Raw genomic sequence first — 22,473 nt, 5'->3', positions numbered from 1 at the left:
TTACTCCGGCGCAGGTGGTCAACTTAAATCGTAGAAGGGTGGTCAGTTTAAGCGGATTTTCCAGTAAACGAAGAAAAATTATTTAAATTAGTAAAAGAACACTCAATTTCAAGATTGCACCAAGAGATTAGTGATAGACTTGATAACTTAATCTATGATGAGTTCATCGACTACTACTTCCATGATTTGAGAGATAAACGATTTAAAAGAGAAGTGGAAAAATTCCACGAATTTAGTGCTGCAGAAGTTATTGAAGAAATGGTTTATTTTATGAAGTCAGAACTATCCAGTCTTGAACTTCCAATCTGGGATATTATTAAGGAAGAAGCTCATAATGAAATTTCCAAAACTAATTGACCGTAGATGATCTAGTATTACTTTATTCACCCGAATTGTATAACATCTACCTAATGACTCAACACCCATTTTCAATTCATCAACATTTTATCGAAAATTAATAAAATAGCAGTCCTATTTTAAATAATTTGTACCACCTTTATTACCCGGATAACCTAAATGATTATATGAAGACATGTCTATTGGAATTTATTGTAGAATAAGTAAGCATAAAGAAGAAGGAAGGGATGTTTCAATTTCCGTGCAAAAAGAACAAGGTGTTGAATTTGCAAAATCCATGAAACAGGACTACAAGGTCTTTATTGACGAAGGAATTAGTGGTGCTTCTGATGACTTATCCAAACGGCCTGCATTCACTAAACTTTTGTCTGGGATACAGGACGAAGAAATTAATATCGTCTATTGCTATGACCAATCAAGAATTGAAAGAAATAATACGATATGGAATCTTTTTGTTTCCATTATTACCGAAAAAGGATGTAAATTCTATCCGGGTGGAAGATACCTTGATCTGGATATACCTGAAAATCAATTTTTCTCTGGTATGATTTCGTTGGCAAATGCATTATATGCTGCTAAAACTGGTATTAAAGTCAAAGAGACGATCTATAAAAATGCAAAAAAAGGAAAATCACATGGATTGGTTGCTTATGGATATAAAAAAGGCGCTGATGGTTATTTTGAGCTTCATGAAGATGAAGCAAAAATAGTGGAACGTATTTTTAACCTGTCATTAGCGGGGAATGGCACCTATACGATAGCCAAAATATTAAATGCTGAAGGTATCCCAACAAAATTTAATCAGTTTAAAGGAAAAATTAAAAGAGTAGATAAATACACCAAAAAGATAACAACCTATGAAAAGAAAAAGGTGAGATGGCGAGGTAATGTTATTCACGATATTATTAAAAACCCAGTATATAAAGGTCAGCGAAAATGGGGAAATGAATACTTTGCTGTACCAGCAATTATTGATGAAAATTTATGGGTAAAGGTAAATAAGAACTTAGAAAAGAATAAGAAAAAGGCCGGTAAACGTGCCGAATACCATTATTTATTAAATGGTATATTTTTTTGCGGTCATTGTGGGAGTAAGGTTATCGGCAAGAAAAGATTAAAGGGTAATGATAATGCATATAAGTGTCAAGGTAAATTTCAGCACAAATTACAATGCGAAAGTCGTGGTCTTAGTCTTCCTAAAATTGAGGCATTCATTATTCGTCACTTGTTAAGATCACATAACCTTAAATCATTTTTGGAGAATGTGGGTGAGGAAGATAATGGGATTGATGAGTTAACTGAGAAGCTACATAAAACTCAGAATGAATTAAAAAAGAATCTGCTTACCGAGCAAAAAATCTATGACCGTCTTATCGATCCATATTTCGAGGATGATCCAATTTTAAAGGAAAGGTTGAAAGAAATTAAGGAACAAATTCGTATTCAAAACGAGACAATAGATATATTGGAGAATAAAGTAATAGCGAGAAAATCAGGCAGTAGAAATGAAAGGTTAAATAATAAAATAAAGGATGCCGACCTTTCTGCTGGTTTCGACAAAATCAAAGAAATTATACATTCAATTATAAAAGAATTGACGCTTGAACACCATTATGATGAGAATCATAAAGGTTTTTATACCTTAAAAATAATGTACCATGGATTTGAAGAATATGACCTTTTCCAGACAGATTGGAAGGCGTTTAAGTGGAAAGGCAGAACCATAACGAAACAGAACAAGGGTAAAAATAAGAATGAGTTAAAGTTTGATGGTAGATCAGGTACAGTAACAATAATAGACAGCGAGGATATGTTTTACTTTGATTAGCATTAATACTACCTAAATTACCTGACTGAACATGTATTTGCGATGGATGTGCCGAAACGATAAATCAGGGGTGGATTTTGGCTTGTGGGAGGGAATTCCTCAAGGGGCTTTAATGTTACCACTCGATGTTCACACCGGTAATGTGGGAAGAAAACTGGGGCTATTGCAACGTCGCTCGAACGACTGGAAAGCCGTGGAAGAAATTACAACTACTTTACGCGAATTTGATCCGAACGATCCGATAAAATATGATTTTGCCTTGTTTGGATTGGGAGTTTTCGAAAAATTCTAAACTTTGTGTCTTCGTGTAAACGGTTATGGGTAGAAACAAATATTTTCAATTCAAACAATTCCGGATAGAGCAGGAACGCTCGGCCATGAAAGTTGGTATCGATGGAGTACTGCTTGGTGCCTGGGCGGATGTGAATAATTGCAAAACTATTCTGGATATTGGAACCGGAACCGGTTTAATTACTTTAATGCTGGCACAACGCTCGTCGTCCAAAATCACGGCAATCGAAATTGAAAAAAATGCAGCCCAAGAAGCGACTGCAAATGTGGCTGCATCGGAATGGTCGTATAGGGTAGACGTCAAACAAGCTTCATTACAGGAATATGCCGCTGCTACCATGCTAAAATTTGATCTGATTGTATCCAATCCGCCATTCTTTCAGAATTCGTTAAAAGCTGGGAACGATAGTCGCTCGATTGCACGACACACTGATAGTTTGCCCTTTTCGGTGCTCATTGAATTGGTTGCTCATTTGCTATCAGAGAATGGCAGGTGTGCTTTTGTGTTCCCGATTCAGGCTTACAAAGAAATTGAAACACTTACCCCATTAAATGGACTTTACGAAATCAGAAAAACGCTGGTAAAACCAACTGAACAGAAAGCAGCGAATCGTGTTTTGGTGGAAATGAGCAAAAAAGAAGCAGTCGCTGCAACCGACTGCCTGACAATTTATAACGAAGATAAATCGTGGACCAACGAGTTTAAACGATTGACCCACGATTTTTACCTGAACTTTTAAACCAGGAACAAAAACGGATTAAAGATTTTATTCATTTGGTTTGAGAAATGCCTGATCGCATCATAGTCGATTTTCGATACGCTGTTATCCACTTTCGCAACTTTTTTAACGATCAGTTTCTGAAAGAAATTCATTTTATTAAAGTTGAATTCTCCACCGAGGTAGGCCGTTGCTTTTGCATTTCGTAACAAAATTTCAGGAAATGCATCCTGCAGCTGGATTTCAGCTTTTTCGCCTTCTTCCATACAACAAATAAACAATCCCAGTTCTTTGTCTTGCAGTTTTTTTAGATTCTGATTGCAAAAATCCTTTACTTTTTTCTGAATCTGGCCGGCATGAATAGAGCCGCCAATAATAATCCGATCAAATGATTCAAGCTCGGGAACAGCTTCTTTTTTTAGGTTAACCAATACGACTTCGCCTCCCAAAAACTGTTTCAATTCGTTTGCTGTTTTTTCTGTACATCCATGTGTGGTGCAATAGGTGATTAATGTTTTCATTTTTTTTTGATGACTTGGTTTTTAAGAAATTACAATGGATATTAAAAAATATCTATCCAAAATTATATGAATCAATTGAACATTCGTGTTAAAAATCGGTTAACTCTCTAAAACTATCGACGAAAAAGAATACTAAAGAGTCTTTAAATCAATTATTGCACATATTTTTGTGCCGAAAGAAAATAAATACATCATGACAATTGATATGAAACCAGAAGTACAACTTGATACAAATTATTATAAGGTTGTAGGAATTAGAAAACTAACAGAGCATACTTTTGTTTTGTCGTTACCAAAAAGTCGCTTCAAATTTGTTGCGGGGCAGCATGTTTCGTTGTCGATAACAGGTGACTATCAGAGCCGCGAATATTCGATTTACAGTGCCGAAGAAGGTGAAAACCTGGAAGTACTGGTAAAAGAAGTTGATGGAGGTTATTTTTCACCAAAATTAAAGCACCTGAAAGTTGGCGATATGGTTGAGGTTCACGGCCCGTTTGGAAAATTTGGTCTCGACGAAAAAAACAAAGACACGCACAAACATGTATTTATTGCCAGCGGAACCGGTATTGCTCCTTTCCACAGCATGGTAAAAAGTAATCCGGGTTTGAACTACCAGCTTATTCACGGAGTTCGTTATGCCGAAGAAGGATATGAGCAGGAAACATACCAAAAAGAGAATTACACACTTTGCACATCGCGCGATAAAAGTGGCGATTTTAACGGAAGGGTGACCGATTACCTGAAGAAAACAGATTTTGATAAAAATACGTGCTTTTACCTTTGTGGAAACAGCGATATGATCTTCGATTCGATGGAGATTTTAAGCGACAAAGGATTTGGCCGGGAAAATATTACAGTTGAAGTCTACTTTTAATAGTAGTTTGCCACGAAAGTTGAGAAAGTTGAAAAATGCCATCCTTGTAAAACAGGGATGGCATTCTTGTTTTGTATACCTTTTTATTCTTGCTGAAAGAACGATTATTTCGAATCGATTTTTTCGCCAAAAGCCAAATCACCGGCATCGCCCAGGCCTGGAACGATATATGATTTTGGAGTCATTTCAGGATCAACTGCTCCAAGCCACAAAGTTACATTTTCGTCTGTGATAGCATTTTTCACATATTCAACACCTTCTTCGCTTGCAATAATTGCCACCAGGTGAATGTGCGACGGTTTGCCTTTGCTGAACAAAGCCTCGTAGCCAATTTCCATCGATTTACCTGATGCCAGCATCGGATCGGAAAGAATGACCACTTTGTCATCAAGCGAAGGTGAAGCCATGTATTCAAATTCAATTTCAAAATCGCCACCTTCCGTATATTTTCTGAAAGCTGAAATAAAACAATTCTCTGCCCGGTCGAAAATACGAAGCAAGCCGTTGTGCATGGCCAGACCGGCACGTAAAATGGTTGCCAAAACTGGTTGCTGACATAGTTTCGGAACCTTTGCAACACCTAGCGGAGTTGTAACATCGTTAATTTCAAACTGCATTTCTTTGCTTATTTCGTAAGCAAAAATTTCACCAATTCGGTTAAGGTTATCCCTAAAACGAAGTGGATCGGTTTGAATTCCTGTATCTCGAATTTCTGCCAGGTATTGGTCTAAAATAGAATGGTTGTTGCCTAAAACTCGAATTTCCATAGTAAATATTTTTAGGTGAAGAAGACGTCTCCGTCACCGTCCTGAAATGTTCGTTGCTTTTTATTTGAAACGTGAAAAGTACTGTATATTTTTTGTCCGTAACCTTTCACATACAAAAATGGGAATTTTCTGTTTAATAGTTCGTCTGCCAGTTCCTTTTTGTAAATAGTTGCGTACTCAATTTTGTTGGTCAGGCAGTATTTTATCAGAAAGGCGGCAATTTCTTTTGTACAATCTTCAGTGAGATTAAAATACAGTGTTTTTAAATGTCCCTCGCGAACTGAGAATATAAAAAAGCCCAGCATTTTATTGTCTCGCGTTATTTTTACTGTTTGGTAGTAAAACGCTTTCGAATTGGATGAAAAAGGATAACGGGAGGCCCCAACATAATTTTGTTGTGTCAACCATGGGTGCTCAAAAATCCAATTTAATTCGGTTTCTTTCCGGCCGAAAAGACTATCAATCGGATTTAATTTTAAGAACTCAAAACATTCCTTATCCGGCTTTTCAGAAACATTAAAAGAGATATTCTGATGCTGTTTAGAACGATAAAAGAGAGCGGAGAACTTTACAAATACAGTAATATTAAAGTCTAAACATTTGAAAATAAACAAGGAAAAGGCATTTGATTTTGCCTGATAAAGTTTGCTGGTTTTTGCATACAAATAGGCACGTACTCCTTCAAATTGGTGTATTGCTTGAAACAGCTCGGTCTTTAAATACAGCTTTTCCGAATTTGGTGCGTAGTTGGTAAACATCAACTTTTTATCCCAGTCGCTATAAGCTTCTCGCAAAAGTTGTTCGGAATAACCTAAACGGCGGTGTTGCTCGTGCACCCAGTTGCCGCTGCACCACCCTAAACGTATTTGTTGATTTTCAGAATTAAGGGTGTCGGCAAACAAGCTTCGAAAAGCCACGAGTTTGTTATCGATAAAACCAAGGTAAAGTACAATATCATCGGCTTGTGCATTGGGATTGGCAAGATACGATTTGGCACGAATTGGTGAAATGGGCACCACTTCGTATTCCCGGAATTCTTTGCTGTTTACAAAACTCTCCAGTTCGTTTAGTCGTATTTTTTTTATTTGTAAAGTCAATGTTTTACTGTTGCTTTGCCAATTACCTTGCGAAGTTTAAAATAAATAAATTCTGCTTTTACATTCCCTTCAAAATCACCTTTCTGTTCGGCCGGGTAGCGTTGTAAATGTTTAGGAATTTCGTCGTACTTAACGCCTGCAGTTCCAAAACTAACATCGCACAATCCCTTATCGTGTATTTTATTCAGTAGCTTACACGAAACTCCATCGTCGGTGTACGGAAAAGCAAAAGCTTTAATCTCCGGATTTATATTTTCAACCACCCAATCCATACTTTTTTTAATGTGTTTCAGCTGCTTTTTCTCTGTGATCTTCCAAAACTCCGGATGTTTATGACTGTGTCCGCCAATAGAAAAACCTTTTGTATGCAGTTCTTTAATTTGCCCGGTTGTCATGTAGGGCTGATGTTTTTCGAGAAACGATTTAAAATCGATGTCGAGCATTTCAGCGGCCTGATCCAGAACCGTCCTTTGTGCAAAAGGAGTTTGCAGCAGCTGCTCTATGGGGAGTTTGTTTTCCCTCAAAAAATTTTCCACTTCCGCATCGGGGTGGGTGTTTATTTCGTTTAAAATTAAACTGGCTTTGTAACGGTGAAAAAGTTCCTTGTTATCTACGAAACCGCTGTTTACGAAAAATGTAGCAGGAATTCCTTTTTGTAAAAGAATTGGCGCAACCACTTCGGCACATTCTTTTAATCCGTCGTCGAAACTTAAATGAAAACTGTTGGCTTGTGGCGATTTTATCAGCTCTTCCAGCGAAACAGGCTTAAAATATTTCAAATAGAAATCGAGTTCCTGTTTAAACTGTTTTTCGTTGATGGTAGGATAATTCAGAATGTGTGGCAGCGAGTCGTCGCTTACAACATGATAGAAGGGCAAAAATAACGGAGCTTTTGTCGCCAATAATTTTCGGGTTGAAAACAGCGGACTCAGTTTTTTACTTACCAATCGCGGAAAATGCCTCATTGCCGGTTATCGTTTTAGCCACTTTAAAAACAAAGGTAAACGATTAAATTTAAGTTGAAAGTAGGTTTCCGGTAATGCACCAAAACCTTTGTAAAAACGCTCAACTCCGGGAATCATTGAACCCTCAAAATCCAGTATCAGATTTTTCTCTGCATTGTCTTCAATAAAACGGTTGATCAGGTAGTACATGGCCCCCAGGTTTTTACCCTCTTCGTTTGATGCAGCATTAAAGTAGATCACCCGGTCTTTCCATCGACAAAAATACACTGCTGCGCAAAGTTCATTATCCGGAGTATAAACGCCGTATATTTTCCCAAAACCTTTGTACTCTCCATAGGCGATCAGACTTTTCAGCTTGTCAATGGCCGACTGATCAACTCGGGGAGGCAGGTTCTTTGCCTTAAAATCGAGGTAAGCTTCAAGCCGGATACCTTCAATAATGGTAAGGTTTTGTTTTTGGGCTTTGGCAATGTTTCGTTTTGTATTTGTGGAGTAATCGGAAAGAATCGATTTAAAATCCTTTGTTAAGGAGAGCAGGTAATTTTTCCGCTCAAAAAATAATGAGGCATGGCTTTCTTCCGGAATATTCTGTGCATTAAACTGTAAATCAGAGTAACGGAAACGTTTCTTGAGTGCTGTGACAAATTCGTCGAAAATACTTTTTGATGGCGAAGGGAAGATTCCGAGTTGTTGCGAAAAGAGTGGTTGATACAGGTATTTTATTCCCATCTTTTTTCGAAAAGGCAGCGGCATAACATATTCATAATCGCCGTAAACTAATGCGTCCCACTCAATAGCAGTTCGGTCGAGATGCCAGTCGTAGGCATAAATTCTGCAATTTAGCGCACCGTCGATACATTGATTCCACTTTTCGGAATCGATTTGCGCATGTTTTATATAGTGAATTTGTTTTAAGCTACTCATCTAAAAATACCGGGCTATTGGTTGGCCCATTCAAATCCCAGTTTGTTCATTTTTTCGAACACCTCTCTGAAACCTTTCCATGTCCCCAGGTCGTTTACGGTTTCGTTGTGCCACACACTTACAAATGTACCACCTACATTTTTAACTTCCTTCATAATTTTTTCTATTTCTTCAATAGCTTCTTTGGGTTGTAGCTGGAGGTAATAACGCAACGTTCCATCCATCACCTGAAACGGGATAATTTTTAGGTCGGTTACTTTATCGTCTTTCAGGTCGTAAAAACAATAAGGCGTGCAAATACCTGCTCTGAATCCCGGTTGGCCGGAGTAACCTAAGGTGTAGTCTTCTTTAATACCGGCTTTTATTAAACGGTTGTATGTTTTCGGGAATTTAAGCATCAAAAAATGCTGGCGACTTTTATTGCTCTCCTGTTTGGTAATGTCATCCAATCGTTGTTTTTCAACCCGAACTTTCTTTTTACCGCCCTTCTTGCTGCTGCCAAACGAGGGGTGAATACCCACATCGTATTTTGTTGCAGTTTTGGTAATCAGATCGCGGTATTGTTGGTTGGTGTGAGCGATGTTTTTGTCGAACTTTCCGTAATCGCCCAGTAAAAAGAAATACTTCACTTTGCCTTCGTTACCGGCAAAAACACCATCGAGGTAATCGTAGGTATTATACGGATCGGCTTCCTTGCCATTTAATACCCGCTTGCGTTTGGCATAGTCTTCTTTGTTGCCGGTAAATAACGCTTTTGCCCGTGCAGCCGAGGTTCGAAGAAATCCCTTGTTTTGATAAGCGTAGGCATTATCGACATCGATGGTAGATATAAAATTGAATTTTGGCTCAACAAACTCGAACGAAGGATATTTCTCTTTTATCAGTTTTGCCAATAGTTTTGCCCAGATATTTACAACCGGCTTTTGCAACAGTTTGTATTTGTACAAAATACTGTCCTGGTAACGAAACCTACCCAGTTTATCTTGTTGGTTACTGGCATATTCTTCAAAACGCGTTACAAGAAAAAACGAAGCTGCAAACGGATCGAAAGGTAAATCGGAATCTTGCGAAGTTTCGCAAAAGTATTTTTCGCCTTCGTACCAAACAGGATTAATTGTTGGAGTAATTAATGCCTTTTGAAAAATTAGCTTGTGAGGTTTAATGTAAAACTCGTCATCAAACTTTTCGTAAGAATAGTTGATTTTGGGCAGATCCGACTTTCGGAACTTATCGGAGTTTTGAGTAAAGGCAATCTCCGTTTGTAAGATGTTACAGAAAATCAGTTTTCCAATGTACTCGATTCGCGGGTTAGCTTCATCTGAATAAAGAAGTATCATTTTCGTACGGTTTATTAGTTTAACATTCCCTCGTCGGCTAAACTCAGATAGTTGTTCTGCCCAATAATAATATGGTCGAGCACTGTAATATCCATAATTTCTGCCGCATTTTTTATTTTAGTGGTAATATTTAGGTCTGCATTTGATGCCTGCATGGTTCCCGACGGGTGATTATGACAAAGAATGATGGCGCTTGCCATTTTATCCAGCGCATTTTTTAATATCAACCGAACATCGATTACTGTTCCTGATATTCCGCCCTGGCTAACCATAAACGAGTCGATTATCCGGTTGCCGCGGTTGAGCAGCAAAATCCAAAATTCTTCGTGGTTCAAATCACCAAGCATTGGCATAAAATAGTCTGCTGCATCTTTACTGCTGCTTATTTGCTTTTTGTTGAATACCTCGGCATCTTTTCGGCGTTTCCCCAATTCTAACGCTGCAATTATACTCACTGCTTTTGCTTCGCCAATTCCTTGAAATTTTGTGAGGTATTCGATGCTTTTTCTGCCAAGGTCATTAAGATTATTGTCTACCGAGGTTAAAATGCGTCTGGAGAGTTCTACTGCCGTCTCATCGAGGTTCCCCGAACCGATTAAAATGGCAATGAGTTCGGCATCGGTTAGCGAGCGAGGTCCTTTGCTTAAAAGTTTTTCGCGCGGACGATCTTCAACAGCCCAATCTTTTATATTTAGTTTTTTGTATTCTCCCATTTGCCCCGGTGTTCTTCCTAAAATTAATCATAATAAACGATTTCGGAAACAGTAAATAATAGTTACAGAACATACGGGATTTTGAAACACAAAAAAAAACCTCTCCGAAACTCGGAGAGGTTTTTTTATATCATGTGGTTTTTATCTGCTTACAATGAATTAACCTGAGTAGCTAATTTCGACTTCAGGTTAGAAGCTTTGTTTTTATGAATGATATTGCGTTTCGCTAATTTATCAATCATAGCTGCAACTGAAGGATACATTTTCTCTGCTTCAGCTTTATCAGTAGCATTACGCAATGCTTTAATTGCATTACGAGTAGTCTTTGCGTAGTACTTGTTGTGTACTCTCTTCTTTTCGTCTTGACGAATTCTTTTTAATGCTGACTTATGATGTGCCATTTTCTTTCTTTCTCTCTTTTTAAAAAATTAGTAGCCCGTAGGGGATTCGAACCCCTGCTACCAGGATGAAAACCTGGCGTCCTAACCCCTAGACGAACGGGCCTCCTTATTTAACTCCCTTAAATTTGGGACTGCAAAAATACTTCTTTTTTGTAATCGACCAAATTTTTTCAGGATTTTTTTCTCAGCTAAAATCGGTTGGCTTTTCGTTTAAAGCACCGTTTTTATTTTAGCGCTGCAAAGGAAAGAAACATTTTTTAATCTGCAAACAAAAAAATAAAAAAAATGAAAAAATGTTTTTCCTAGCGTAATTCGAAGTTCTGACCGAGATAAACGCGGCGTACGTCTTCGTCGGCTGCCAGTTCATCAGCCGTACCTGCTTTTAGAATATTGCCTTCAAACAGCAGATAAGAACGGTCTGTAATCCGAAGTGTTTCGTGTACATTATGGTCGGTTATTAAAACGCCAATGTTCTTTTCCTTCAGCTTCATTACAATTTGCTGAATATCTTCTACTGCAATCGGATCAACTCCGGCAAAAGGTTCGTCGAGTAATATAAATTTCGGATCGATGGCCAGTGCTCGTGCAATTTCGGTTCTGCGCCGTTCTCCACCCGAAAGCTGAATACCTTTACTTTTTCGAATGTGCTGCAGGCTAAATTCATCAAGCAAGGTCTCGAGTTTTTCTTTCTGGAATTCCTTCGAGTAGTCGGTCATTTCCAAAACAGCCCGTATGTTGTCTTCAATACTTAATTTCCTGAAAACGGATGCCTCCTGCGCCAGGTATCCAATACCGCGCTGTGCACGTTTATAGACCGGCAGTTTTGTTATTTCTTTTTCGTCGAGAAAAATCTTTCCTGAAAACGGCTGGATCAATCCAACGATCATATAAAACGAAGTTGTTTTTCCAGCTCCGTTCGGACCAAGCAAACCAACAATTTCGCCTTGCTCAACCTGAAAACTAACCCCTTTAACTACGGTTCTTTTCCGATATTTTTTAACGATATTTTCTGCTCGAAGAATCATAATGGTTCAAATAACGTCAATTTTTGACTGAATTACATGGCTTCCATCGCTTTTTCACGATTTTTAACTACGCGACGCGAGATCACGATACCAATTTCGTAAAGGAAAACCAGCGGGAAACAAACCATTACCTGGCTAAAAATATCGGGTGGAGTAATAATTGCTGAAAGTAGCAGCATTACCACATAGGCATGTCGACGGTATGTTTTCATGAATTGTGGGGTGAGTATTCCAACCTTACTTAAAAAGTATGAGAAAATTGGAATAAGGAACACCACTCCGGCTGCCAGCGAAATTGACGTAACCGACCCGATGTACGATCGGAGGTTAATCGTGTTCTCCACCTCGCTACTTACCTGGTAGGTTCCTAAAAAGTGAATGGATAATGGTACAATTAAATAGTAGCCAAACAAAATACCCATTAAAAATAATATTGATGTAAAGAATACTGCACCACCGGCATGTTTGCGTTCGTTTTCGTACAAAGCTGGTTTTATAAAGCGCCAGAATTCGTAGAAAACAACAGGCGAGGCCATAATAAAACCTGCAATAATCGAGACCATAATATGAGTAGAAAACTGCCCGGCAATTTTTATACTCTGCATTTTTAATGGTACCTGGTTAATTTTTACGGCTTCCGATCCAATCAGGTCGCCCAACTTGGCAAACATACGGTTGGTCCAAAAGTCGGGCATCCGCGGACTTAAAATTACCACATCGAAAATGAAAGATTTTAAAACAAATGCAACGATGGCAAAAATTACAATAGCCGCCGATGAGCGGATTATGTGCCAACGAAGTATCTCCAGGTGCTCAAGAAACGACATTTCGCCCTTCTCACTTTCCTTTCCCTGTTTTTTTGTAGTTTGTTCTTCGCTCATTAATTTTGGTTTTCAAAAAAAACTTCACAAATGTACACGATTTTTTGGCATTTGAAATTTGAAATATTCCTTAATAAATATAATGTATAACTTTAGCAAGCGAATCAAATATTAACAGCAAATAAATACTTGAGTTTTTAAAACATAAATTTTGTAAAAAGGTATTGCCATTTTGCTTACTTTTAATAATTTAGAAATTGCTAAATGCTACAGATATTGGGAGAGTGAAGATATGAGTGAAAAAGTTGTTTTAACAGAGAAGCTTCAGCACTTCTTTGGTTTCGACCGTTTTAAGGGGCAACAAGAAGATGCAATTGAAAGTGTTATGGAGGGTAAAGACACATTTGTGTTGATGCCAACAGGGGGAGGAAAGTCGTTGATTTATCAGTTGCCAGCCTTAATTTTGGAAGGAACTGCCATCGTGATATCTCCATTAATCGCACTGATGAAAAATCAGGTCGATTCAATCAGGGGAACTCACGCAGAAGACAGCGTTGCCCATTTTTTAAACTCTTCGCTTTCGAAAGCTGCCATTACTCAGGTTAAAGAGGATGTGCTGGCAGGCAAAACAAAACTGCTGTATGTTGCCCCTGAGTCGTTAACCAAAGAGGAAAATATTGAATTTTTAAAGCAGATAAAGATTTCGTTTTATGCCATCGACGAAGCGCATTGTATTTCGGAGTGGGGCCACGATTTCCGACCTGAATACCGACGCATAAAACCAATTGTTGAAGAAATAGGAAAATCGCCAATAGTTGCTTTAACCGCAACTGCAACCGCAAAAGTTCAGCACGATATTCAGAAAAACCTTGGAATTCTGGATGCGCAGGTTTTTAAGGCATCGTTTAACCGCGAGAATTTATATTACGAAGTGCGTCCTAAGGTAAAAACCGAAACGCAGATCATAAAATTCATAAAACAAAACGAAGGCAAATCCGGAATTATATATTGTTTGAGCCGCAAAAAAGTAGAAGAGCTGGCTGAAACTCTGCAGGTGAATGGCGTAAAAGCGCTAGCTTATCATGCCGGAATGGATGCCGGAACACGATCGGGAAATCAGGATAAGTTCCTGATGGAAGAGGTTGATGTGATTGTTGCTACCATTGCTTTTGGTATGGGTATCGACAAGCCCGATGTTCGTTTTGTGATTCACTACGATATTCCCAAAAGTCTTGAAGGTTATTACCAGGAAACCGGACGCGCAGGACGCGATGGTGGTGAGGGGCAGTGTATTACATTCTACAGTTATAAAGATATTCAGAAGCTGGAGAAGTTTATGCACGGAAAACCGGTGGCCGAGCAGGAAATAGGGAAGCAGCTGTTGCTTGATACGGTTTCGTATGCCGAATCAGCTATTTGCCGACGCATAATATTACTCCATTATTTTGGCGAGAGATATCAGCCGGATAACTGTGGAAATTGTGATAATTGTTTAAATCCGAAAGAGCAAATTGAGGCCAAAGATGATATTGTTACCGCCTTAAAGGCTATATTGGAAGTGAATGAGAAATATAAAGGCGACCATATTGCCAACATTCTTATTGGTAACAGTACTGCGGCTATCAAATCGTTTAAACATTACAATTTAAAATCGTTTGGTACGGGCAAAGAGCACGACGAACGTTTTTGGAATGCCGTATTCCGCCAGTCGATGGTTGCCGGAATCATTAATAAAGACATCGAAAATTACGGCTTGCTGAAAGTCACCGAAAAAGGACACGAGTTTCTGGAAAAACCGCATAGTTTTATGTTGGTGAAAAATCACGAATATGAAGAAGAGGATGACTCGGCAAATGCAGGAGGTGCACCTTCGGGAGGGGCAAGTGGCGATCCGCAATTGTTTGCAATGCTAAAAGACCTGCGGAAAAAGATTGCCAAGAAGCACAATTTACCGCCGTTTGTAATTTTCCAGGATCCATCGTTGGCCGACATGTCAATTCAATATCCCGTTACTACCGATGAGTTACAAAATATTCAGGGAGTTGGACAGGGAAAAGCCCGCCGTTACGGGAAAGAGTTTGTGAAGCTGATTAAATCGTATGTGGACGAAAATGAGATTGAACGACCGGAGGATTTAGTGGTACGTACCGTTGCCAATAAGTCGAAAATGAAGGTGTTTATTATTCAGAGTATCGACCGCAAATTGTCGTTTGAAGATATTGCCGACTCAAAAGGCATTGAAGTGAGCGACGTGATTGGAGAAGTAGAGGCGATTGTTAACTCGGGCACAAAATTAAATATCGATTATTACATTGATGATGTGATTGACGAAGATCATCAGGATGATATTTTTGAATATTTCCGTGAGGCTGAAACCGACTCCATTCAGGAGGCACTGGACGAATTGGGTGAAGAAGAATACTCGGAAGATGACATTCGGTTGATGCGTGTGAAATTCTTCTCCGACCTTGGTAATTAATCCTTATCATTGATTTTCAACTTTTTTGTGGCAAAAATTGTTATTTTTGCACGCCTTTTTATTTGGAAAAATTAAAGTAATAAGATATGACTGTGTCAGTTCATGAAACATTAGATTACAAAGTTGCCGATATTTCGTTGGCAGATTTTGGACGAAAAGAAATTGAGATCGCGGAGAAAGAAATGCCGGGATTGATGGCCATCAGAGAGAAGTTTGGCCCGCGCAAACCACTCGATGGAGTGCGTGTAATGGGTAGTTTGCATATGACTGTGCAAACCGCTGTTTTAATTGAAACATTGGTTGCCCTTGGAGCAGATGTTCGCTGGGCAAGCTGTAACATATTTTCAACGCAGGATCATGCTGCAGCTGCTATTGCGCAAGCCGGTGTGCCTGTATTTGCATGGAAAGGTGAAACCCTGGAAGAGTACTGGTGGTGCACCCGCGAGGCAATGAGTTTCCCGGACGGGAAAGGTCCGCAACTGATTGTTGACGATGGTGGCGATGCTACTTTGTTGATTCATAAAGGTTATGCTGCTGAAAAAGATGCAAGCGTACTGGATGTTGAAGCTTCAAGCGAGGAAGAAGAAGTAATTCTTGAGTTGCTGAAGACAACATTAAAAGAAGATAATCAGAAATGGCACCGCACGGTAGCGGAATGGAAAGGAGTTTCGGAAGAAACCACAACCGGAGTACATCGTTTGTATCAGATGGCTGAGAAAAACGAATTGCTGGTTCCTGCCATTAATGTTAACGATTCGGTAACCAAGTCGAAATTCGACAACCTGTACGGATGTCGCGAGTCGCTGGCTGATGGTATTAAACGTGCTACCGATGTAATGATTGCCGGAAAAGTGGTGGTTGTTGCCGGTTATGGTGATGTTGGTAAAGGTTGTGCCCACTCTATGCGTAGTTACGGAGCGCGTGTAATCGTTACCGAAATCGATCCGATTTGTGCGTTGCAGGCAGCCATGGAAGGTTTCGAAGTGAAAACCATGGAAGATGCATTGGCCGAAGGAAACATTTATGTAACCACTACCGGAAACTGCGATGTAATTACAGCCGAGCACATGGCAAATATGAAAGATCAGTCGATCGTTTGTAATATTGGCCACTTCGACAATGAAATTCAGGTGGCCAAAATGGAAAAATGGCCGGGCATCGAAAAAGTGAACATCAAACCACAGGTTGATAAATATACTTACCAAGATGGTCACTGTATTTACTTGCTGGCCGAAGGTCGTTTAGTAAATCTTGGATGTGCAACAGGTCACCCTTCGTTTGTAATGAGTAACTCGTTTACCAATCAGTCGTTGGCACAAATCGATTTGTGGGAGAACAACTACGAAGTTGGTGTTTACACTTTGTCGAAAAAGCTGGATGAGGAAGTTGCCCGTTTGCATTTAGCGCAAATTGGTGTAAAATTGACCGAGCTTACAGAAAAGCAGGCGTCTTATTTGGGTGTTTCAAAAGAAGGTCCGTTTAAGCCGGAACACTACAGGTATTAAAAAAGAGATTTTATACGATAGGAATGGGTTCCATAAATATGGAGCCCATTTTTTTTAGTTGTATATCCTAAGAAAATTTCCGCTAAGCGAAGTGTTGTACTGTTTTAATGGAGCAGCTGCTTCCCCTTCAACAGGTACGGCGCTATAGAATAGTTGAAATTGCGAACCACAACATGAGCAGGTTCCGGAGAGCCCCGAGTTTTCAACCTTGCACGAAGGAAGGATTTCGTGCGTGCAGGCAGCATCGTATGCAAAATATTCACCTTCAGTTAAGCACGAAACAATAATTCCACCAAACCCCACATTACTCAGATATACCGAGCTTCCGGGAAAAGTAAGATCGTTATATAGCGGGCTGTTAAGATTCAGATCGAAACGTACATACACTTCCGGTATTTCCGAGTCAATCTCATCGCACGACGAATACATCATAAAGGTGAGCACTACAAAAAACAAATACTTCATGCTGTTCCCAATCAATCTCTTCCCCTTCTTTTTCTTCTGCATCTCGTTCATGTTGTATTCTTTTAACGCGAAAATTTTTATTTACGTGCTTGTTTCTTACTTTTATAAATTGAACAGCCAAAAGTACAATTTATTGCTGATAGAAAATTATGGATGATATAGTTGTTATAATACTAACACTTATAGTTGCCGTTTTTGGCATCCTGAATAAGAAACGAAAAAGGGATGTGCCGCCCGGACAATCAGCTCCTACGAATGGTGGTGCGCAGAATTTTTGGGAGATGTTGCTTGAAAATGAAAACGACTCGCAACAAGTTGTTCAGCCACCGGTTTATAAAGAGGAAATTGTAGAAGAACCGGTTCCCAAACCAAAACCCGTTTATGAATTTAAGGCTGATCGGGAAGCTGCTCATTCCATTACAAAGCCAATGAAAAAGATGGGTAAAAGCAAAAAGAAAAAGCTGATAATGGGAGAAGAGTTTTCGTTGAAGAAAGCTGTGATATATAGCGAGATTATCAATAGAAAATATATCTAACTGCGTAAAAATCACCTGTTTTCGATATTTTTTTGCTTAGAATATTTTAATATTCAAGAAATTATATAATTTTGCATGAGGAAGAGTTCCGGACAGATCGGGATTCTTTCTATTTTTTTATGCCTACGTTGAGGCGAAACAATTAAATTTAGGAGGATACAAAATGTCCGAAGTAACATATTTGACGAAAGACGGATTAGAAAAGCTTAAGAAAGAGCTGGAGCACTTGATGACTGTTGAGCGCCCGAAGATTTCGAAGCAGATTGGCGAGGCCATTGAAAAGGGAGATATCTCGGAAAATGCTGAGTACGATGCAGCGAAAGACGCTCAAGGTATGCTTGAAGCTAAAATAGCCCAAATAAAAAACAAAGTGGCTAACGCCCGAATTCTCGACGAATCGAAAATTGATACATCACAAGTTCAGATTCTGAATAAAGTAACCATCAAGAACAAAAAGAATAATGCAACCATGCAGTATACTTTGGTTCCCGAAAGTGAAGCGAATCTGAAAGAAGGAAAAATATCGGTACAAACGCCAATTGCCAAAGGTTTGATGGGCAAAAAAGTTGGCGACGTTGTTGAAATTAAAGTTCCGTCAGGAGTAATACCTTTTGAGATTGTAGAAATTTCACTTTAAGAATTATGGCAAGCATTTTTACAAAAATTATCAATGGTGAGATCCCTTCATACAAAGTAGCAGAGGACGAGAATTATTTTGCTTTTCTCGATATTTTCCCAACTGCAAAAGGACACACTTTGGTAATTCCGAAAAAAGAGGTGGACTACCTTTTTGATTTGGATGATGAAACCTATGCCGGGTTGCAAATGTTTGCCAAAAAAGTGGCCAAAGGATTAGAAAAAGCTGTTCCCTGCAAAAAAGTTGGTGTAATGGTTTTGGGTCTCGAAGTGCCACATGCACACATTCATTTGGTGCCCATGCAAAGCGAACACGATTTGCTGAACTTTGCCGACAAAACACAATTCCCACCCGAGGAAATGGAGCAACTGGCAAAGCTCATCGCTGAAAATATTGACTAGCAGTCCCGATCAAAGTATCGGGCTTTTTTTGCTCCAAAAATTCCATCAAAAATTATTAACATCCCCCGGATAAGGCTGAGAGAATTGGTATCTTTAAAAACTTTTTTAGCACAGTTTTTATGGTTCCATTTACGCATTTACACGTACACTCGCAATACTCTATTCTCGACGGAGCTGCCAGCATTGGCGACCTGGTAGGCAAAGCAAAATCGGATAATATGCCGGCTTTGGCTTTAACCGATCACGGATCAATGTTCGGTATTAAGGAGTTTCACGCCGCCTGTTCAAAGGCTGAAATTAAACCAATTTTAGGATGTGAAACTTATGTTGCTGCCCGTTCAATCAATGATAAAAGTGATAAGGTCGACCGCTCGGGGCATCACCTTATTTTGCTGGCAAAAAACAGGGTTGGTTATATCAACCTTATCAAGCTGATATCAACAGCTACTACTACCGGCTTTTATTATAAACCCCGTATCGATAAAGAGCTGCTTGAAAAACATCACGAAGGACTGATTGCATCATCGGCTTGTTTGGGCGGTGAGATTGCGCAGTTGATAATGGCCAACAATATAAAAGGTGCCGAGGAAGCGGTTCTTTGGTATAAAAACCTGTTTGGCGAAGATTACTACCTGGAGTTGATGCGGCATCCTGCACAATCGCAACGCGAGCGCGAAGAGGTTTACGACTGGCAGGTAAAAGTGAACAAACAGATGGTTCCGCTGGCTAAGAGACTAGGGGTTAAATTAATTGCCACCAACGATATTCACTTTACCAACGAATCGGACGCGGAAGCACATGATTTGTTGATCTGTTTAAATACCGGGAAAGATTTCGACGACCCGAACCGGATGCGTTATACCAAACAAGAGTGGTTTAAAACGCAGGCCGAAATGAATGAGCTTTTTAAAGACATTCCTGAAGCCTTGTCAAATACCAATGAGATAGCAGATAAAATTGAAACTTTTGAACTGAACAGGGCCCCGATTATGCCCATGTTCCCTATTCCTGAAAATATCGGAACGGAAGAAAGTTTTAAAGCAAAATATTCAGAAGCTGACTTGCGCGAGGAGTTTGGCGATGCAGCTTTTGAACGTTTAGGTGGATATGACAAAGTAATACGTGTTAAGCTTGAATCTGCATTTCTGGAACATCTTTCTTTTGAAGGGGCAAAAGAACGTTATGGCGATCCGCTTGAAAAAAGTGTAAAAGACCGTCTGGATTTCGAGCTGAACACCATTAAAACGATGGGTTATCCCGGTTACTTCCTTATCACGCAGGATTTTATTAACTGGGCAAAAGATAACGGCGTACTTGTTGGTCCGGGACGTGGATCGGCAGCCGGTGCAGCAGTGTCGTATTGCGCCGGAATTACCAACATCGATCCGATTAAATACGACCTGCTGTTTGAGCGTTTCCTGAATCCCGACCGTATATCGCTTCCCGATGTCGATATCGACTTTGATGATGACGGACGACAGTTGGTACTGGAATATGTTACCGACAAATACGGGCAGGATAAGGTGGCGCACATTTGTACTTTTGGTACAATGGCTACCAAGTCTTCGATCAGGGATGTGGCTCGTGTATTAAAGCTGCCATTACCCGAAGCCGATCGTTTGGCGAAGTTGGTGCCCGAGGCTCCAAAAATGAGTTTCAAAAAGGCATTTAAAGAAAGTCCCGACCTGGCACGGGAAAAAGATTCGCCAATTCCGTTGGTTGTTGATACACTGAATTATGCTGAAAAGCTCGAAGGTTCGGTGCGAAATACCGGGGTGCACGCCTGTGGAATCCTGATCAGTCGCGATACGTTGACCGATCATATTCCGTTGATGCCAACCAAAGACGAAGAACATCTGTTGACAACGCAGTACGACGGACGTTTTGTGGAAGACATCGGTTTGCTGAAAATGGACTTCCTGGGACTAAAAACCCTGTCGATTATAAAAGAGTGTTTGGAAAACATCAAGTTGTCGAAAGGAATTGAAGTGCCGATCAATCAAATTCCGCTGGATGATGAGAAGACTTTTGAGCTATTTAGTCATGGAGAAACCACTGCTATTTTCCAGTTTGAATCGGACGGAATGAAAAAGCACCTGCGCGATTTGAAGCCCAACCGCTTTGAAGACCTCGTGGCCATGAACGCGCTCTACCGACCGGGACCAATGGAGTACATTCCCGATTATATTGCACGTAAACACGGTAAACAAAAAGTGGATTACGATGTGCCGATGATGGAAGAATACCTGAGTGATACTTATGGTATTACAGTGTTCCAGGAGCAAGTGATGTTACTCTCGCGTTTACTGGCGGGCTTTACCCGTGGTGACTCGGATACGCTGCGTAAGGCGATGGGTAAGAAGATTATGGCTGTAATGGACAAGCTTAAGGTAAAGTTTGTTGACGGATGTAAAGCCAACCGGCAGTTTGTTGATGAGTGTAAAAACAAAGGCAAAAAGACCGACGATGTAATTGAAAAGATTTGGAAAGACTGGGAGGCATTTGCATCGTATGCGTTTAACAAGTCGCACTCGGTTTGTTACGCTTACATTGCTTACCAAACAGGTTTCCTGAAAGCGCATTATCCGGCGGAGTTTATGGCTGCCAACCTTAGCCGAAACCTCAATAATATTACTGATATCACCAAGTTGATGACCGAGTGTAAACGTATGAAATTAAATGTGTTTGGCCCGGATGTTAACGAGAGTTTTATCAAATTTACGGCAAACAAAGAAGGCGATATACGTTTTGGAATGGGCGCTATTAAAGGTGTTGGTTCCGGCGCGGTTCAGCATATTATCGATGTGCGTAACGAGCGCGGTCATTTTAAAAATATATACGAACTGGTTGAGCATGTAAATTTGCAGGCGGTTAACAAAAAGAACCTCGAGGCGCTGGCAATGGCCGGTGCGTTCGCAAATTTAGAGGGGGTAAATCGCAGTTGCTTTTTTGCCGGTGAACACGAAAATGATGATACCAATTTTATCGAGAAACTGATTCGCTACGGTAACCGTGTTCAGCTTGAAGCAAACAGTGCTCAGCAAAGTTTGTTCGGCGGAATGGGTGGCGGACAGGACATTCAAAAACCGGCTATCCCAAAAGTTGATGAGTGGGCAAAATTGATTATGCTCGAGAAGGAGAAAAACCTGATCGGGATTTACCTTACGGCTCATCCGCTTGATGATTACAAGTTGGAGATAACCAATTTCTGCTCGCGCGATGTAGGCTTAAAAGATTTGAATAACGACATATCGAAGTACCAGGGTAAAGATTTTACTTTTGGAGGAATGGTAACCGCTGCACGAGAGGGGCAGTCGAAAAACGGAAATATGTATGCCGTTATGACTTTGACGGATTATACCGATTCGAAGGAACTTTTCTTCTTTGGGAACGACTATGTGAATTTTAGTAAATTTTGTAAAGTCGGGTTGTTTATCATGGTTCGTGGTTCCGTAAAACAACGCTTCAATAGCGATTTTTACGAGTACAAGTTAAATAGTATTGAGTTGCTTGACGATGTAAGAACCAATTATGTGAAAGATATTACGATTAATATGCCGCTAAGTGTTCTTACCGAAGAAATGGTAAAACGTATTGAAAATTTGGCGAATGAACATAAGGGGAAAGCAAATTTGAAGTTTCAGATCATCGACAAGGAGAACAATATGTACATTGAAATGTTTTCAAGAACAACAAGGGTTAATCCTTTAGATAGTTTTCTGAACTTTTTTGATGAACAACCTGATATGAGTTACAGAATTAATTAGTTTTGTGGAGCAAACAAACGATATACAACAATAAAAAATAGTA

General features: G+C 39.7%; 22 protein-coding genes and 1 tRNA gene. 11 read left to right on the top strand and 12 right to left on the bottom strand.

The annotated features are described in order from the left end of the window. Window positions 1-114 precede the first annotated feature (114 nt). The 4 genes from SLH46_RS20330 to SLH46_RS20315 all read left to right on the top strand — a co-directional run bounded on the left by SLH46_RS20330 (window position 115) and on the right by SLH46_RS20315 (window position 3,216). On the top strand, window positions 115-357 hold the full coding sequence (locus tag SLH46_RS20330; protein WP_320283061.1) for a hypothetical protein: 243 nt from the start codon (window positions 115-117) through the stop codon (window positions 355-357). 175 nt (window positions 358-532) lie between these two features. Further along, window positions 533-2,185 carry a recombinase family protein gene (locus SLH46_RS20325; RefSeq protein WP_320283060.1) on the top strand — a complete coding sequence of 551 codons (1,653 nt, stop codon included), beginning with the start codon at window positions 533-535 and terminating at the stop codon, window positions 2,183-2,185. A 31-nt stretch (window positions 2,186-2,216) separates the two neighbouring features. Continuing rightward, complete coding sequence (locus SLH46_RS20320; RefSeq protein WP_320283059.1) at window positions 2,217-2,477, top strand: DUF2400 family protein; 261 nt, start codon at window positions 2,217-2,219, stop codon at window positions 2,475-2,477. A gap of 25 nt (window positions 2,478-2,502) precedes the next feature. Next, complete coding sequence (locus SLH46_RS20315; RefSeq protein ID WP_320283058.1) at window positions 2,503-3,216, top strand: tRNA1(Val) (adenine(37)-N6)-methyltransferase; 714 nt, start codon at window positions 2,503-2,505, stop codon at window positions 3,214-3,216. Here the strand turns inward: SLH46_RS20315 and SLH46_RS20310 are convergent. Next, window positions 3,213-3,716 carry a flavodoxin domain-containing protein gene (locus SLH46_RS20310; RefSeq protein ID WP_320283057.1) on the bottom strand — a complete coding sequence of 168 codons (504 nt, stop codon included), beginning with the start codon at window positions 3,714-3,716 and terminating at the stop codon, window positions 3,213-3,215. The genes SLH46_RS20315 and SLH46_RS20310 overlap by 4 nt on opposite strands. Window positions 3,717-3,909: 193 nt before the next feature. Here SLH46_RS20310 and SLH46_RS20305 point away from each other — a divergent pair, with 193 nt between their 5' ends. After that, the gene (locus SLH46_RS20305; RefSeq protein WP_320283056.1) at window positions 3,910-4,590 is read left to right on the top strand and encodes an FAD-binding oxidoreductase; all 681 of its coding nucleotides are present in this window, start codon (window positions 3,910-3,912) and stop codon (window positions 4,588-4,590) included. A 104-nt stretch (window positions 4,591-4,694) separates the two neighbouring features. Here SLH46_RS20305 and upp read toward each other — a convergent pair whose 3' ends face one another. The 10 genes from upp to tatC form a co-directional block, all read right to left on the bottom strand. After that, window positions 4,695-5,357 carry a uracil phosphoribosyltransferase gene (gene upp, locus SLH46_RS20300; RefSeq protein ID WP_320283055.1) on the bottom strand — a complete coding sequence of 221 codons (663 nt, stop codon included), beginning with the start codon at window positions 5,355-5,357 and terminating at the stop codon, window positions 4,695-4,697. Between the two features lie 11 nt (window positions 5,358-5,368). Beyond that, window positions 5,369-6,454: a hypothetical protein gene (locus tag SLH46_RS20295; RefSeq protein ID WP_320283054.1), complete on the bottom strand. Its 1,086-nt coding sequence runs from the start codon at window positions 6,452-6,454 to the stop codon at window positions 5,369-5,371. Next, window positions 6,451-7,419 (bottom strand): polysaccharide deacetylase family protein, encoded by a 969-nt coding sequence (locus SLH46_RS20290; protein WP_320283053.1) that lies wholly within the window; start codon window positions 7,417-7,419, stop codon window positions 6,451-6,453. Before SLH46_RS20290 ends, SLH46_RS20295 begins: the two co-directional genes overlap by 4 nt. Before the next feature lie 6 nt (window positions 7,420-7,425). Then, window positions 7,426-8,343, bottom strand: coding sequence for a hypothetical protein (locus SLH46_RS20285; protein WP_320283052.1), 918 nt, complete (start codon window positions 8,341-8,343; stop codon window positions 7,426-7,428). Window positions 8,344-8,357: 14 nt separating this feature from the next. Next, a complete protein-coding gene (locus SLH46_RS20280; protein WP_320283051.1) occupies window positions 8,358-9,680 on the bottom strand; it encodes a polysaccharide deacetylase family protein in 1,323 nt (440 codons plus the stop codon). 14 nt (window positions 9,681-9,694) lie between these two features. Beyond that, a complete protein-coding gene (gene radC / locus SLH46_RS20275) occupies window positions 9,695-10,393 on the bottom strand; it encodes a RadC family protein (protein ID WP_320283050.1) in 699 nt (232 codons plus the stop codon). A 149-nt stretch (window positions 10,394-10,542) separates the two neighbouring features. Then, the gene (gene rpsT, locus SLH46_RS20270) at window positions 10,543-10,794 is read right to left on the bottom strand and encodes a 30S ribosomal protein S20 (RefSeq protein WP_320283049.1); all 252 of its coding nucleotides are present in this window, start codon (window positions 10,792-10,794) and stop codon (window positions 10,543-10,545) included. 31 nt (window positions 10,795-10,825) lie between these two features. Continuing rightward, window positions 10,826-10,897, bottom strand: a tRNA-Glu gene (locus SLH46_RS20265). Window positions 10,898-11,096: 199 nt separating this feature from the next. Beyond that, window positions 11,097-11,819 (bottom strand): LPS export ABC transporter ATP-binding protein, encoded by a 723-nt coding sequence (gene lptB / locus SLH46_RS20260; RefSeq protein WP_320283048.1) that lies wholly within the window; start codon window positions 11,817-11,819, stop codon window positions 11,097-11,099. Window positions 11,820-11,851: 32 nt separating this feature from the next. Then, window positions 11,852-12,700, bottom strand: coding sequence for a twin-arginine translocase subunit TatC (gene tatC / locus SLH46_RS20255; protein WP_320283047.1), 849 nt, complete (start codon window positions 12,698-12,700; stop codon window positions 11,852-11,854). Window positions 12,701-12,932: 232 nt separating this feature from the next. Between tatC and recQ the strand changes: the two genes are divergently transcribed. Next, on the top strand, window positions 12,933-15,119 hold the full coding sequence (recQ, locus tag SLH46_RS20250; RefSeq protein WP_320283046.1) for a DNA helicase RecQ: 2,187 nt from the start codon (window positions 12,933-12,935) through the stop codon (window positions 15,117-15,119). A gap of 86 nt (window positions 15,120-15,205) precedes the next feature. After that, window positions 15,206-16,624, top strand: coding sequence for an adenosylhomocysteinase (gene ahcY, locus SLH46_RS20245; RefSeq protein ID WP_320283045.1), 1,419 nt, complete (start codon window positions 15,206-15,208; stop codon window positions 16,622-16,624). Between the two features lie 54 nt (window positions 16,625-16,678). Here the strand turns inward: ahcY and SLH46_RS20240 are convergent, their stop codons facing one another. Next, entirely contained in the window at window positions 16,679-17,140 is a 462-nt protein-coding gene (locus SLH46_RS20240) for a Rieske (2Fe-2S) protein (protein ID WP_320283044.1), read from the bottom strand. Between the two features lie 98 nt (window positions 17,141-17,238). On the opposite strand from SLH46_RS20240, the gene SLH46_RS20235 reads away from it, so the two are divergent. The 4 genes from SLH46_RS20235 to dnaE all read left to right on the top strand — a co-directional run bounded on the left by SLH46_RS20235 (window position 17,239) and on the right by dnaE (window position 22,430). Then, the gene (locus SLH46_RS20235; protein WP_320283043.1) at window positions 17,239-17,625 is read left to right on the top strand and encodes a hypothetical protein; all 387 of its coding nucleotides are present in this window, start codon (window positions 17,239-17,241) and stop codon (window positions 17,623-17,625) included. A 163-nt stretch (window positions 17,626-17,788) separates the two neighbouring features. After that, window positions 17,789-18,262, top strand: coding sequence for a transcription elongation factor GreA (gene greA / locus SLH46_RS20230; protein WP_320283042.1), 474 nt, complete (start codon window positions 17,789-17,791; stop codon window positions 18,260-18,262). Between the two features lie 5 nt (window positions 18,263-18,267). Beyond that, a complete protein-coding gene (locus tag SLH46_RS20225) occupies window positions 18,268-18,663 on the top strand; it encodes an HIT family protein (RefSeq protein ID WP_320283041.1) in 396 nt (131 codons plus the stop codon). Between the two features lie 119 nt (window positions 18,664-18,782). Beyond that, window positions 18,783-22,430: a DNA polymerase III subunit alpha gene (gene dnaE / locus SLH46_RS20220; protein WP_320283040.1), complete on the top strand. Its 3,648-nt coding sequence runs from the start codon at window positions 18,783-18,785 to the stop codon at window positions 22,428-22,430. Window positions 22,431-22,473 lie beyond the last annotated feature (43 nt).

Origin of the sequence: Draconibacterium sp. IB214405 (assembly GCF_033963885.1) — a bacterium.
Taxonomy (GTDB): Bacteria; Bacteroidota; Bacteroidia; order Bacteroidales; family Prolixibacteraceae; genus Draconibacterium.
This window is presented reverse-complemented; position numbering and strand designations above follow the sequence as displayed.